Source organism: Paenibacillus sp. FSL H8-0537 (assembly GCF_038051995.1).
Classification (GTDB): Bacteria; Bacillota; Bacilli; order Paenibacillales; family Paenibacillaceae; genus Pristimantibacillus.
Window position 1 is genome coordinate 6362501 of sequence record NZ_CP150290.1, and the last position, 14753, is coordinate 6377253.

Here is a 14753-nt window from a genome sequence, read left to right on the forward strand (position 1 = left end):
TTGTCCAAGCTCCATAGCTTGGCACGGTGACGATGAGGGTCAAAGCCCTTAAGCAGCTCTCCCCCAACACGCTGTGTTGGCGAATCCGGCAGCACGGTCCCCGTCTCCTTCTCCAATGCGACCAGCTCATCATAAAGCTTGTCATAGTCAGCATCGTCAATGGACGGCTGATCCAGCGTGTAATACTGGTAGTTATGAGCCGTAATTTCATCAATTAACGTAATCATACGTTCGGTTTGGGCAGGTGAAGCTGCAGCTGTTTCCGCTTGGTTCATTTCCACAGCAAATGTCCCCTTTCAATAATGAGCTAAACTTTCGTTATTGGCGCAAAGCCTGCAAGCAGGCGTTTCACCCCTGTCGGAGCGGGAAAAGCAATCTGAAGCTCCATGTCATTGCCTGTTCCTTTCACGGAAACGATGACGCCTTCGCCCCATTTGCCGTGGGCTACCCGGTCGCCGGCAGCGAACTGCTTCGCGCCTGCATCTCCAGCCGCCCCCGCTGCACCTGCACCGGCTGCTTGCGGCGTGCTTACTCGAACGCCGCTGCTTGTGCTCGTGCCGAGCGATCGGCCTCCAGAGCCAAGCCCGCCATTTGCCGCAGGACGCGAAGGTGCTGTCCGTCCGCCCGAGCCGAAGCCAGTCGAGCTTCCAGCGCCGTATCTGCTTCCTCCCCCGCTACGGCCAAAACCGCCCGAAGCGGAAGCATCCTTTTTGAGCTCACTAGGCACTTCATCCAAGAAGCGTGAAGGCATATTCGAGGCGGTCCGCCCGAACAAGGTGCGCATCCGAGCCGAAGTCATAAACAGCTGCTTCTCTGCCCGGGTAATGCCTACATAGGCAAGGCGGCGTTCTTCCTCCAGCTCATCATTGTCGTTCAAGGCGCGGCTGTGCGGAAAGATGCTCTCCTCCATGCCAATAATAAAGACAACTGGGAACTCCAAGCCTTTGGCGCTATGCATCGTCATGAGCACAACAGCGTCGCTTGGGGCGGCATTGCCTTGCTCATCCTGCTTATCCATGGAATCAATGTCCGCGATGAGAGCGAGATCAGTTAGAAAGGATACGAGCGTCTTGTCTTCGTTGCGCTTCTCAAAGTCCATTGTAACGGACAGGAACTCGTCAATATTTTCGACCCGTGCCGTCGATTCCAATGTTTTCTCGCGCTGAAGCTCCAGCTTGTACTGGGTCATCTCCAGCACCTTCTCCGTTAGCTCCGTCACCGACAAATATTCAACCATGCCGGCAAGGTTGCTGATCATTATATAGAACTCTCCAAGCAGCGCTTGCGTACGGGCATTGATATCCAACCCCTGCAGGTTGCCCAAAACGTTGAAAATCGAAGTGCCGCTCCGCGCAGCCTCCTCGGCCAGCTTGCCAACCGTCGTGTCACCAATGCCGCGTTTCGGCACATTAATGACGCGTGCAAGACTAATATCGTCATCTGGATTGGAAATCAGCCGCAAATAAGCGAGCAAATCTTTGATCTCTTTACGATCGTAGAACTTGATGCCGCCTACGATTTGATAAGGGATATCCGATTTGATCAAAATTTCCTCTATAACCCGCGACTGCGCATTCGTCCGATACAAAATAGCATGGTCGGCAAATTTGCGTCCGCTGTTTTTATTTTTGCGAATTTCGCCTGTTACAAAATAACCCTCGTCATGCTCGGAATCCGCCTGATACACCGTAATCTCATCTCCGGCACCTTGATCGGTCCAGAGGTTCTTCGGCTTGCGTCCGGTATTCAGGCTGATGACCGCATTCGCCGCATTCAAAATATTAGCCGTAGAACGATAGTTCTGCTCCAGCATAATCGTCTGCGCTTCGGGATAATCGCCCTCGAAATTCAAAATATTCGTAATATCCGCACCGCGCCAACGATAAATCGACTGGTCGCTGTCCCCGACGACGCAAATATTGTGATGCTTGTCAGCGAGCATGCGGCACAGCATGTATTGCGCACGGTTCGTATCCTGATACTCATCGACATGGAGGTAACGGAATTTGTTCTGGTAAAAATCCAGCACCTCCGGCACTTCCTGGAACAACTGAATCGTCTTCATAATCAAATCGTCGAAATCGAGCGAGTTATTGCTTTTGAGCCGCTTCTGGTAGGACTTGTATACCTTAATGACGATATCCTGAAAATAGTCCCCTGCCTTCTGCTCATACCGCTCCGGCGTAAGCAGCTCATTCTTCGCGGCGCTGATGGACGCTTGAACAGCCTTCGGCTCGAATTTCTTCGTATCGATATTCAGATCCTTCATGCAATTGCGAATAACCGACAGCTGGTCGCCAGAATCCAAAATCGTAAAATTGGAAGTAAAGCCAATCCGGTCAATGTCCCTGCGCAAAATCCGTACGCACATCGAGTGAAAGGTAGATACCCAAATATCATTGCCCGACGGGCCAATCAGTGCGCTAACTCTGTCGCGCATTTCACGCGATGCCTTATTCGTAAAGGTAATCGCCAAAATGCTCCAAGGCGCTACGCGCTTCTTCTCAATTAAATAAGCGATCCGATGGGTTAATACGCGGGTTTTGCCGCTGCCCGCTCCAGCCATAATCAACAGCGGCCCATCGGTTGCTTTTACCGCTTCGCGCTGCGGTGGGTTAAGCTTCTGTACCGCCTCGTCGATGCTTATAAAATTAAACATGGTCGTACTCCTTTGTTCGCATTTGTTCGCCTATCCATAGTGTAGACAACGGGCCGTGAAGTGTCAATTTGCAGACGCAAATAAAATCCTAAATTTCTGTTATTTTTATAAAAGCTAGGCTTCGTTTCTTGTATGCTTGCGAATCGTGTTGTGAACGGCAGGCACAGTAGCCAGTGCTGCCTGCAAATCCGCGTAAATAATATTGCCGACAACGACAGTGTCGCAAGCCGCAGCCGCCTCGCTCGCCTTCTCTGCACCATCGATGCCGCCGCCATAAAATAGCTGGGCCTGCGCGATCGTATCATAAGCTTTTTGAACAAGTGCCATGTCGCCGTACTGACCGCTGTATTCCATATAAATGACAGGAAGGCGCATGAGGCGGTCCGCCATTTGCACATGAGCAAGCACCTGTTCCTCGTTCAGCTCGGCATTCGCTCCTGTCAGCTTGGCGGCGGTCGCTTCCCCATTCAATATAATATAACCTTGCGCCGCCGTTTCCTCCCAAGGAATGAAGGAGCCGAATGCTTGCAGCCCTTCTGTCTGGCGGCCATTAATCCACTCGGCCTGGCTCGTGTTCAATACAAGCGGCACGAAATAGCCGTCAAAGCCAGGAACCGCCGCATCCATCGACGAGACCTCCAGCGCGCAATCTACCGCATAACGGCGAATGCGCGACATTAAATCTACAGTATTCTCAAACGTCACGCCGCTAGAGCCTCCTACTAACACGGCATCTGTACCCGACATGCAAATCGCATCAAGCTCCTCATCGGAGATGCTGCGCTCCGGGTCCAGCTTAAATACATGTCTCCAACCTGCATACCATTGTCCGTCCATCCTCACCATTACCCCGCTTATCCCTATCTGTTATGCTCTCTTGTCGTTATGAGCGCTTCAGTTATTTCAGTAACTATGGCTCTAAATTGCAGCCTGCTTCTTCCTATGCTAAGCGAGCCGCATGGCGGTGTCAAACAGCTAGAGTGACCCGAAGATCAGGTATCCTCAAGCGTAAACGGCTGAAGCCGTCCTCTGGCAGCAATGCTTCCGTTTCGCGGTGAAATATAAGCTGATTATACGGATGAAACTTATAATCAGCTTATATTTTCAAAAAAAGCCGACACTGCGTTTCCCGCAATGCCGGCTCTCCTCTTGCCGCTTTCTTACTTCACCAATTGTCCGCGCGTTACGCCGATTTGGTTTGTTGCTTTCAGCGTACGCCATACTTTCGTTCCCGTAATCCGGCCATCAAGCGCATCGCGGTAAAGGGACAATACTTCCGTTACCCGCTCCGGCGTTTCTTCCAAAAATTCGACGCGGAATGATGGAATGCCCAGCTCCAAAAATTGCTTAATATATTCAGCGCCCGATTGCTCAATCGCGTTGTACACTGTATTGCGGCAGCCTTCGTCTACGCGAACCGGATGGGACATGCCAATACGGTCCTGCAAGGAAGCGCGCGAATCTTCACATGGACGTCCACAGTTCGTGAAGTTGGTGCCTTCACTCATGAAGGTGCAGTAGACGCAGTGCTCCGTATGGAACATTGGCATATGCTGCTGGATTACGACTTCCAGCTTTGCCGTATTGGCCTTATCCAGCATATCCATCATTTGCTGAATATTCAGGTCATAGGACGGTGTAATCATATCGAGGCCAACTTCTTCAAAAAGCTTAACCGTCTTGTGATTAGCCACATTCAGCGAGAAATCGCCAATCAGCTTAGGAAATGGCTGATCGGGGTTTTCGGCCTTGGCGCGCAAATAATAATAAAGCGCACCCGTATTGCGGACAAGCACAGCGTCTGGCTTAAGCTTCAAAATGTTGGCATGGTAGCCGTTCTCACCCGGCATATGAATGCGCGGAGTTGCCAGAGCGATAGGCTTGCCTGCCGCTCGCGCCAGCTCTACAGCCGCTGGAAATTGCTTAATAAATTCAAAATCAGCATAAATCATATCGACATCGGCGGCAATCGCCGCTTCGACTTGCGGCAAGCCGCGGCATAGAGCCGTAAGGCGCGGCGCAAGATCGCCTTCGTGCGAATAGCCGGAGGCAGCGGCTGGAACAGCCTCTTGATCCGCGTTGTCTGCCAGCGGGTCGATGTTATTTTTCACATAAACGGGCGGCTTTGGGCGTTCTCCAGCTAAATGCTCTACCGCTTCGCGGCGCATCCGGTTGAGCTCACGCACGGGCACAATCAGTTCGCCCTCAAGCAGCACTTCCAAATGGTCAAGCTGATAAACCGTTCCGCCTAGACGGCCCAGTTGATCGGCAAGCAGCTCAGCATCCATCGGACGCTTCTGCGCCTGCTCCAGCAGCAGCTCAGAGACCACCTCTACCGTCGTCCCCTTCTGCATATCCGTCCATATCGTCCGCAGCGGCTCGCCGAGCTTGCCTGTTACCGATACATGAAGCGGGAAAACGCGGTATGGCTTCTCCGTCTCATAGGTCGCACGCAGGCGCTTATCCAGCGCCGGGTCATTCGTCTTCCATACGCGGTCGCCCACATGCACCTTACGCAAATCTACGTCGCTGCGTCCTGGAACAAGTTCCAGCAGCGTGCCTTCCTGCGCTTCCCCTTCAATCTTCACGCCTTGGCGGCGAATGTCGTAGACGCGGCCGCCCTCTTCCTTCTTCGTTGGATCGCCAGCATCGAAAACGACGCCATCGCCACGCTTAAGCGGAGCTTCCAGACGGACGGTTACAGCATCGCGAAGAATACGCTCGACACGGCCAATGAAGACGCCGCGGCTTTTGGGAAACGTGCCTTCTACTAGCATTTTATTGTTCGTGCCAGACAGGAAGCCATGTGTGAAGCCGCGCGAGAAGCTTTGCTGCAATTCGCGAACTTCCTCTACCGATGGCTTGGACAGGTCGCCGTCAAAATATTTATCAATTGCCTTACGGTATTTGCTGACCACATTGGCAACGTATTCCGGGCTTTTAAGACGTCCTTCGATTTTGAAGGAAACGACGCCTGCTTCAATCAGCTCAGGCACGAGATCGATCGCCGCCAAATCCTTCGGCGACAGCAAATACGAAATATCGCCCATCGGCTGATGCTTGCCATCGACCATCAGGTCATAAGGCAGACGGCAGGCCTGCGCGCATTCGCCGCGGTTCGCCGAGCGGCCGCCCCACATTTCCGAAGTCAGACACTGGCCAGAATATGATACGCATAGCGCGCCATGCACAAAAACCTCCATAGGAAGCTTCGCCTGCTCGCCGATTGTTTTGATTTGCTTTAGGTTATTTTCACGGCCGAGGACGACACGCTCCATATTAAACGGCTTCGTAAATTCCACCGCTTCTGGAGAAGTAATCGTCATTTGCGTCGAGCCATGAATCGGGAAATCCGGGGAAAGCTCGCGAATGAGCTTCACGAGTCCCAAATCCTGCACGATAACCGCATCTACACCTGCATCTATACACCTTTCAATGAGCGCTTGCGCATCGCGCAGCTCGTCCTCAAATACTAGAATGTTGAAAGTCAAAAAGCCCTGCACGCCGTAGCTGTGCAAAAAGGCCATAATCTCTGGCAGCTCCTCACTGCGGAAATTATTCGCTCTCGCACGCGCATTGAATTTTTCCACACCAAAAAAGACAGCATCCGCACCGTTCGCAACCGCCGCCCGCATACATTCCCAGTCGCCTGCTGGAGCAAGCAACTCTACATCTTGACGCATTATATTTGCTTTCATAGTACCGCACATTCTCCTCAATAGTTAGCAATCTGTTGCTACTAGTGTAACAAACCGCCGCCAGCTATTCCACCATACATTGTTGACAAAATTATAGAAAGTCCAGACATGCTATCAAGCAGTCTTGTAAAAATCAAGGTGAATCGGCTTTCGCCGTCCTTTGGCGGCGCAGCGCGTTTCAGTCCGAGAAATATAGAGAAAGGATGGAAAAAATCATATCCTTTCCTAAATTTAAAAAAGGAGAGAGCATAATTGCCGCTCCCTCCTTCTCTTTCGCCTGCCTTATGACTGCTTCGCAGCCTCTTCATTCTCGATCTTCTGCCCGTCGCTCAGCGTATGCTGGCCAGAGACGACAACAGTCTCGCCTTCTTTCAAGCCTTCTTGCACTTCCTGATAGACGCCATTGATGCGGCCCAATTTAACTGCGCGCTTCTCAGCTGTACCTGCATTGGACAGCATAACGAAGGTTTCGCTGCCTTCACGTACAATACTCAGCGATGGAACAGCAATTACATTCTCCTCTGCAACGGTCGTCAGCTCCACTTGAACGCGACTGCCTGGCTTGAGCGAGCCATCCGCATTGTCCGTTGTGAGCTCAAGCGCGTACATTCTCGTTTTTGCATTAGGCACCGAGGCGAGATAGACCACTTTCGCTTTTTTCTTCACAGATGGATTCTCCGAATTGTAGTAGACAAGATCTGACTTGCCGCGGGCCAGCTCGGCTGCTGGTTCGCTAAGCTCGGTTTTAATCGAAATTTGCTTCACATTCTGCACGACAGCTACTACTGTACCTGCGTTTATCGTCATGCCCTCGCTCACGGCAAAATCAGTAATCGTACCGCTCGCTGGAGCGGTAATTTGATAGCTGTCCAGCTGAAGATCTGCCTGCTCGACGGCTAATCTAGCCGCATCGATTTGGGACTGCAACCCGGAAAGCGAGCTGCCATTATCCAAATCCGCAAGCTGCTGCTTGGCCGACTCCAGATTACGACGTGCGGCATCAATCAAATTTTGATCATCACCGGCACTAGCCTGAATGTACTGCGTCTCCAGACTAGCAATATTATTAAGCAAGGTAGAGCGACCTGAAGCAATTTCCTGCTTAGCCTTTACTAGAGATTGCTCTGCAGCTGACAGGCTGGTTTCCGCACGTTTACGGTCCAGCACTGCGAGATTCGACTCCAATTGAATGATGGCTTCTCCTTTTTTAACCGTGTCGCCATTGCTCTTAAGCACGCGAGCGATTTTGCCAGAAGCCATTGTCGGAATGTCCAGATGAACCGAGGCGCTTACCTCAGCGACCTGCTCGCGCGGAGCTCCCATGCTGTGCTTGGCTACCGCCTCTGTTTTAATGACTGCCACTTGCTGCTCTACTGCTGTCTCTTCTGCAGCAGGTGCCGCGCTCGAGCATCCCGCAGCCATTAAAGCCATTGCAAACACGGCTGCGAGAGCTGCTTTGCTTCGCCGCTCCTGCTTGATCAAACGAAAAAACATATATTCCAGCTCCCCTCTATATTGTTAACCCTCTTAACCATTTATGTGCCAAGCAAAAACGACTTCGTCGTACTTCTAGGACGTGCGAAAAGCTTTGTCGGAGAAATATAAGCCTGTTTATAAGGGAAAAACTTATAAAGGCTTATATTTTAAATGTTTAGCCTTCCAAATGGGCAGGCTTATTAAAATCTACTGGCGCTGCTTGGCCTTTCCCTTTGCGGAGCAGCTTGTTGCTAATCGCCTCAAGCATCTCATATACGACTGGCACGACTACAAGCGTAAGCAGTGTAGAAGTGATCAAGCCTCCGATAACAACGACCGCGAGCCCTTTAGAAATAAGTACGCCTTCACCAGTGCCCATTGCCAGAGGTATCATCGCTACTATCGTTGCGCCTGCTGTCATAATAATCGGACGCAGACGGACTCTGCCTGCTTCGACCAGCGCATGGCGGACGGAGAAGCCTTCATGCCGCAGCTGCTGCGCTCGGTCGAGCAATACGATCGCATTGGTAACGACGATGCCGATCAGCATCATAAATCCAATGAGGGATGTAATATTAATGGATTCATTCGTAACCAGCAGGCCTAGCAAACCGCCAATAATGGCGAGCGGCAGCGAGAACAGAATCGCGAACGGCGTGCTGGCATTGCCGAAGCACAGAACCAGTATAAAATAAACGATAGCGATGGATACAGCCATAGCCATAAACAGCTGCGTGAAGCTTTCGGTGATTTCCTCCGACACGCCTTGTATCTCGGTAGATACACCTGTTGGAAGCTCAATTGCATCCAGCGCTGCCGCCACTCTTGTGCTGACATCAGTCTGGTTTGCTGCATCAATGGTAGCCGACATCTTCACGACCTGCGAGCGCGATTCCCGGCTCAATGCAGCAGGGGCCTGTACTTCCTCTACTTTGGCCACCTCTTGCAAATAAACGATGCCTGCCGTCTGCGATAAAATCGGCATTTTGCCAAGCTTCTCAAGCGAGCCTTTATCTTCATCGCGAAGCTTGACCACTGTGGAATACAAAACATTATCAAAGCGAATATCTCCAAGGCGCTGCTCTGCAAGCCACATCCGAACTGAATCTCTGACATCAGCAGGATTAATGCCAAGCTCTCTAGCCTTCGTCTGCGAAACGGTAATGCTTATTTCCGTTTTGGCGTCGCTAAGCGTATCCTTGATTTTAGTAAGCTCAGGGAATTCCTTCATTTTATCCTTGACGAGTGCGGCCCCCTGCTCAAGCAACTGTTGATCGTCACCTTTCAGCACATAAGAGAAGGTTCCTCCGTTAAGACCTCCACCACCGCTTGCCGTCTCTCCCGTTACTTCCGTGCCTTGCGGCAACTGGTTTTTAATCAGCTCCACATAGTTGTTCAAGACCAGCATTGCATCCTCTGCTTCGCTGATCTCAGCGGTAAGCAAGGTTGTATAAGGAACGGTATCGTCACTGTCCGCATATCCAACCAAGGACTCCACGAAGGTGAACAAGGCGCCGCCCTGGCTGTCTTTGGCATCCAGCAGCATCTTCTCAATTTCCTGTGACTGCATGTCATTGCTCTCCAGTGACGTTTCATAGGGATACTTCACTTGGAAGTACACGAGCTTCTCTGGGCCGCTCGAAGGCAGGAAGTTAACTGCCAAATTCGGAATCGTAATCGCCATGGTCACAACCAGCATGACAAGCGACATCAGCAAGGTTTTGATCCGATTAGTCAAGCACCATACTAGAATACGCTCATATAGACGCGTTACTTTGCCGTCATGCGCATGCTCGTTCTGCTTAATCTGCTTGCGGCTGCGCAGTACGAGCAGCTTTGTCATCATAGGAATGACCGTCAGCGCCACGACCAGTGAAGCAAGCAGAGCACATGATACCGTCAGCGCGAATGGCCGGAACATCTGTCCAACGATTCCGCCAACAACTGCGAGTGGCAGGAACACGCCTGCCGTAACGAGCGTCGAGGATGTAATCGCCATGGAAACTTGGCGGGTAGCCATAATAATGACGGATTCGCCGCGCTCCTGCGCTTTTTCCAGATTGCTGTATATGTTCTCAATGACGACGATACTATCGTCCACAATTCGCCCAATGGCGATAAACATGCCGCCGAGCGTCATAATGTTCAGCGTAATATTCATGCTCGACATCATAATCAGCGTGATCAGAATCGAGAGTGGAATCGAGACGAGAACGATCAACGTCATACGAATATTGCGAAGGAATAGCAGAATCATAAGCGAGGCAAGGGCAATCCCGATAAAGCCTTCCTTTAAAATGCCGCTGATCGATTTTCTAACCTCATCTGCGCCATCGTAAATTTTTTGGAATGTAACCGCTGGCTGCTTTGTTTCCCAATCGGTCAGCACCGAATTGACTTCATTGGAGAAATCAACCGCATTGGCTTCACTCATCTTATAAAGACGAATGCCCAGCGCAGGCTGATTGTTGTAGCGGGCAATAAACTTCGATTCGTTCACAGCCTGGACATCTCCCAAATCCTGAAGCAGCACCGTTTGACCGGTCCTCGTGGCAAACTCCAAATTGCGAAGGCCGTAAATGCTGTTTAAATCACCCGTCACCCGCGCCATCTGCGATTTGCCGTCCAGCTCTACTGAACCGACTGCACCATCCGTCAGAGCGGATTGAATGGCACTGGTTACCTCTACCGCCGACAAGTTGAACACGGATAAAGCATCTGCGTCCAGCAAAATATCGAGCGAGGTTGAACTAACGCCAATAGAATTAACATGGTCAATACCATTAACACCTTCCAGCGATGGCTTAATGCTATCCTCGTAAAGCTTGTTGAGCTCCATTTGCGACATGCCTTCCCCGGCATATAGCGTTAAGTAATAAGCAGGCTGGGAGGAAAAGCCGAAGGTCAAAACCTTTGGCGTACTCGCGCCAGCCGGAAGTGCTACCTCTTGCAGCAGGCTTTCCAGCTCCGTCTTTTTCTCCTTTATATCGTAGCCCTGCTTAAACTGGACAACGACGCTGGAAATATTATCGCTGGATGTTGAGCTGAGTGTATCTAGCCCCTGTATGTTCGCGATTTTATCCTCAATCGGCTTCGTCACCTCATCCATCACATCCATTGGCGGTGCCGGATATGTGGTTTGAATCATGGCGACTGGAAACGAGATATCGGGGATTGTCTCCATTTTCAGAGTCGCCGTTGCGTATAGCCCCCCTCCTACAAGCAGGGCAATCAATATAACCATTGCAGCCACTTTATTCATCGAAAAGCGGATTAAACCATTCAACCAGAACCCCTCCTACTCGCGTGTATACCTCAACGTTAAACTTTCTGTATGAACATAACGTGAACCATGCAAAAAAAATGATGCAAGCAGCCCTTTTTTTTTGCGTGGTTCGCATTTGTAGGAGTGATATGGTGCTTAAGCCCGTCAGGAAATGCGTTTTTTGGTTGCCATGCTCGGCAGCGTCACGTCTACGCGCGCACCGCCTTCCACCCGGTTTGTAATACGTATGACGCCTTGATGCAAATTGACGATTTTCTGGGCGATGGAGAGGCCTAGGCCGCTTCCGCCCAGCTTTTTGCTGCGCGACTTGTCCGCCTTATAAAATCGTTCAAACAGCCTAAAGCCGTCTTCGTCAGGAAACCCGCTGCCATTGTCCGATACGGATACTTTAATGCTGTCTGTATCTAGGCTCATTTCAATGCGTATATATCCGCCTTCCGGAGCAAATTTGATCGCATTGCCGATTACATTTATCCATACTTGGCTAAGCCCATCCTCATCGGCATTTATTTTCACATGGGGCAGCTCCAGTATCATCTCAATCGATTTTTCGGTCCACTGCGGCTCGCAGACCAAAATAACTTGGCGCAGTTGCTCATCGAGATCGTAGGTAACCGGATCAAAAGCAGGCACTGCCGAATCCAGTTCCGCCAGCTTAAGCAAATTATCGCTAAGGCGCGACAGACGCTGGCTTTCTGTATAAATAATGTTTAGATACCGCTGCTTCTGCTCGGGATCTTCCACCGCATCCAGCATAAGCATTCGCGAAAATCCGGCAATCGACGTCAGCGGCGATTGAATCTCATGCGAGACGCTGCTTACAAATTGCCCGCGCAGTTCATCCATCTGTTCAATTTCCTTCGCCATGCCGCTAAAGCTTTGGGCCAGCTGCCCGAGCTCATCTGTACGCTTGCCTGATCTTAGCTGAATGTCGAAGCGCCCACTCGCCATCCGCTCTACCGCCTGCTTCATTTCTTTAAGCGGACGCACCAAATAGATGGCGGCCACAAAGATGCACAGACCGCCTACCCCGAGCACAACAGCAAGAGCAACGAAGAGCATCTGGTTGAAAATAACAGTCTTGCTCGTCGGCTGGTGCACGAACAACGCGTACGTTTTATGATCAGAAGTAAACGGCATCCCGAGCACGAGGCCTTTGCCTTCCGTGAACCCAAAATCAAAATCTACAAACGGCTCGCCGTTTAATACAGATGTTGAAATGCTGTCTCCGGGAGCAATGCCAAATTCCGCAAACAGCTTCCCCTCCTCGGTGAGCCAGCCCTTGTCATCCATAACCATATATTTATAGGTCGGGGTAGGCTCTAATAGCGTAACAATTCGCTTCGCTTCCTCAATGCCATACTGCTCATATAAAGCGGCAATCGAATGTCCGTATTGCAGAACCTCCTTCTGCACCTCGGTGATCACCTGGTCCTTAAACAGCGTAATCGTAATAAAGAAGGCGCTGACCAGACCGACCAGCACCGCCGTTATAAAACTAATAATGACTCTGACATATAACGTTCTTAGCATGCGTCCACCATTTCGAGCCTGTAGCCAAGCCCCCGCTTGGTCACAATCGTAAACGGCGCATCCATTTCTACAAAACGTTCGCGCAATCGCTTAATATGTACATCCACTGTCCGCTCATCGCCGAAAAACTGCGGACCCCAAATTTGGCTGATCAGCTCGTTGCGCGTGAAAATTTTGCCCGGGTTGCCCGCCAGCTTGAACAGCAGCTCAAATTCCTTCAGCGGCAGCGCCACCCGTGCCTGCCCCTGAATCATCTCAAACGTATGCCGGTCCAGCACAAAATCGCCCAACTGCAGCCGCATAGACGCCTCAATCCGGTAGCGCTTCAACAATGCGCGAACGCGCAGCACAAGCTCATAGGGCTCGAAAGGCTTCACCATATAATCATCGGTTCCCAGGCCAAACGCTTTGATTTTCTGATTAATTTCACGCTTTGCTGTTACCATCAGCACAGGGATATTTGGGTATTCTTCCTTTACATATTTACATAGCTCCCAGCCATCCATGAAGGGCATCATCACATCAAGCACCACTAAATCTGCTTTTTGCTTTCGCAGCAGCCGCATGGCCTCTTTGCCGTGGCTTGCCTGAATCGTCTGAAATCCCTCACTGCTAAGCTGCGCGTGCATGAGCTCGCGTATATCTGGATCATCATCTACCAGCATGACACTTGCCATCTCTTTTTTCCTCCCGCTCTCCCGTGGCTTCTCCATTGTTTTCGGCAGCTTCTATACAAAATTATAGCCTAAAGATAGAAAAAGCTGTCAAGTATTATCTTTAACTGTACGGATGAGCGGGGTTTAGGTAACCTTTTGTTTAGTTTATATGCAATTATGTCAAATTTGCAGTTTTCATTAGATATCGGCAATTAGGCAATGGTATAATGGGAATTAGCTTTTCTTATAAATAGGAGGAATGATTGCACATGAAATTAGGAGTATTCAGCGTGCTTTTCGCACAGAAGTCATTTGAAGAAGCGCTCGATTACATAGCTGCCAAAGGACTGGATGCTATTGAAATCGGCACTGGCGGTTACCCTGGCACAGCCCACTGTGATCCTGATGTCCTGCTTGCTGATGAGGAAAAGTTGAAAGCGTTTAAGCATGCGGTAGAATCACGCGGCCTGATCATCAGCGCCCTGAGCTGCCACGCTAATCCGCTGCACCCACAAAAGCATCTAGCTGCTGCGGATGACGCTACGATTCGCAAAACGATTGAGCTCGCAGGCCGCTTGGGCGTTCCTGTCGTTAATACATTTTCCGGCTGCCCAGGCGACCACGAGGATGCTAAATATCCGAACTGGCCGGTTGCGCCTTGGCCAAACGATTTCCAAGAAATTTTGGCTTGGCAGTGGGAACACAAAGTTATCCCTTATTGGACTGAGATCGGTGCGCTTGCTGAAGAGCATGGCGTGAAAATCGGACTTGAGCTGCACGGCGGCTTCTCCGTTCACAGCCCGGCAACGCTGCTTCGCCTTCGTGAAGCGGTTGGCCCGGTTATCGGCGCCAACCTGGATCCGAGCCATATGTGGTGGCAAGGGATTGATCCGGTTCAAGCTGTTCATATTTTGGGACGCGCTGGCGCAATTCACCATTTCCACGCGAAGGATACGACGATTGATCCAATCAACGTCAACCATCACGGCGTAACGGATATGCAATCGTATTCGCTGATGCTGGATCGCGCTTGGCAATTCCGCACCGTCGGCTTCGGGCATGACCTGAAGGTATGGGCGGACATTATTAGCGCGCTTCGTCTAGTCGGCTACGACTATGTGGTGAGCATTGAGCACGAGGACGGCCTGATGTCCGTTGATGAAGGCTTCACCAAAGCGGTGCAAAACCTGCAGCAAGTGCTGATTAAAGAACCACTAGGCGAAATGTGGTGGGTATAGGTTAAAGGAGGGCGGCTGCATCCGGCGAGGATGCAGCCGTTCTTTTTTTGCTCTTAGGATAGTGCATTCCATTTAGATTCCTTCATTAAAATCGACTAAATGAAAGACCCCTCCCCATAATTTTGCTTTTTTCTCTAATCTAATCTCACTTTAGAAACTCCCTAGTTACCTCATTTAAAATGACCCTGTCATTCATACAGATCAAAA

At 50.7% G+C, this 14753-nt stretch carries 9 protein-coding genes (1 of these 9 cut by a window edge); 1 reads left to right on the top strand and 8 read right to left on the bottom strand.

Annotation, left to right across the window (positions count from 1 at the left end; genetic code table 11):
• The 8 genes from ligA to MHB80_RS27025 form a co-directional block, all read right to left on the bottom strand.
• A protein-coding gene (gene ligA / locus MHB80_RS26990) for an NAD-dependent DNA ligase LigA (RefSeq protein WP_341283090.1) crosses the window boundary here: on the bottom strand, nt 1–275 show its 5' end (the start). It extends 1774 nt beyond the left edge of the window; only the first 275 of its 2049 coding nucleotides appear in the window; the start codon lies at nt 273–275; its stop codon lies beyond the left edge, outside the window.
• A gap of 32 nt (nt 276–307) precedes the next feature.
• Entirely contained in the window at nt 308–2659 is a 2352-nt protein-coding gene (pcrA, locus tag MHB80_RS26995; RefSeq protein ID WP_341279811.1) for a DNA helicase PcrA, read from the bottom strand.
• A gap of 114 nt (nt 2660–2773) precedes the next feature.
• Nucleotides 2774–3496: a heptaprenylglyceryl phosphate synthase gene (locus MHB80_RS27000; protein WP_341279812.1), complete on the bottom strand. Its 723-nt coding sequence runs from the start codon at nt 3494–3496 to the stop codon at nt 2774–2776.
• 323 nt (nt 3497–3819) lie between these two features.
• Nucleotides 3820–6357, bottom strand: coding sequence for a DUF3656 domain-containing protein (locus tag MHB80_RS27005; protein WP_341279813.1), 2538 nt, complete (start codon nt 6355–6357; stop codon nt 3820–3822).
• A gap of 282 nt (nt 6358–6639) precedes the next feature.
• Nucleotides 6640–7851 (bottom strand): efflux RND transporter periplasmic adaptor subunit, encoded by a 1212-nt coding sequence (locus tag MHB80_RS27010; RefSeq protein ID WP_341279814.1) that lies wholly within the window; start codon nt 7849–7851, stop codon nt 6640–6642.
• A 157-nt stretch (nt 7852–8008) separates the two neighbouring features.
• Complete coding sequence (locus tag MHB80_RS27015; protein WP_341279815.1) at nt 8009–11119, bottom strand: efflux RND transporter permease subunit; 3111 nt, start codon at nt 11117–11119, stop codon at nt 8009–8011.
• A gap of 144 nt (nt 11120–11263) precedes the next feature.
• Complete coding sequence (locus tag MHB80_RS27020; RefSeq protein ID WP_341279816.1) at nt 11264–12652, bottom strand: HAMP domain-containing sensor histidine kinase; 1389 nt, start codon at nt 12650–12652, stop codon at nt 11264–11266.
• On the bottom strand, nt 12646–13329 hold the full coding sequence (locus tag MHB80_RS27025) for a response regulator transcription factor (protein WP_341279817.1): 684 nt from the start codon (nt 13327–13329) through the stop codon (nt 12646–12648). Before MHB80_RS27025 ends, MHB80_RS27020 begins: the two co-directional genes overlap by 7 nt.
• A 248-nt stretch (nt 13330–13577) precedes the next feature.
• Between MHB80_RS27025 and MHB80_RS27030 the strand changes: the two genes are divergently transcribed.
• Nucleotides 13578–14546 (top strand): sugar phosphate isomerase/epimerase, encoded by a 969-nt coding sequence (locus tag MHB80_RS27030; protein WP_341279818.1) that lies wholly within the window; start codon nt 13578–13580, stop codon nt 14544–14546.
• The last annotated feature ends 207 nt before the right edge of the window (nt 14547–14753 follow it).

Coding starts and splice junctions, on each gene's coding strand:
- pcrA (WP_341279811.1), bottom strand. CDS start 2,659: ATGTTTAATTTTATAAGCATCGACGAGGCGGTACAGAAGCTTAACCCA.
- MHB80_RS27000 (WP_341279812.1), bottom strand. CDS start 3,496: ATGGACGGACAATGGTATGCAGGTTGGAGACATGTATTTAAGCTGGAC.
- MHB80_RS27005 (WP_341279813.1), bottom strand. CDS start 6,357: ATGAAAGCAAATATAATGCGTCAAGATGTAGAGTTGCTTGCTCCAGCA.
- MHB80_RS27010 (WP_341279814.1), bottom strand. CDS start 7,851: ATGTTTTTTCGTTTGATCAAGCAGGAGCGGCGAAGCAAAGCAGCTCTC.
- MHB80_RS27020 (WP_341279816.1), bottom strand. CDS start 12,652: ATGCTAAGAACGTTATATGTCAGAGTCATTATTAGTTTTATAACGGCG.
- MHB80_RS27025 (WP_341279817.1), bottom strand. CDS start 13,329: ATGGCAAGTGTCATGCTGGTAGATGATGATCCAGATATACGCGAGCTC.
- MHB80_RS27030 (WP_341279818.1), top strand. CDS start 13,578: ATGAAATTAGGAGTATTCAGCGTGCTTTTCGCACAGAAGTCATTTGAA.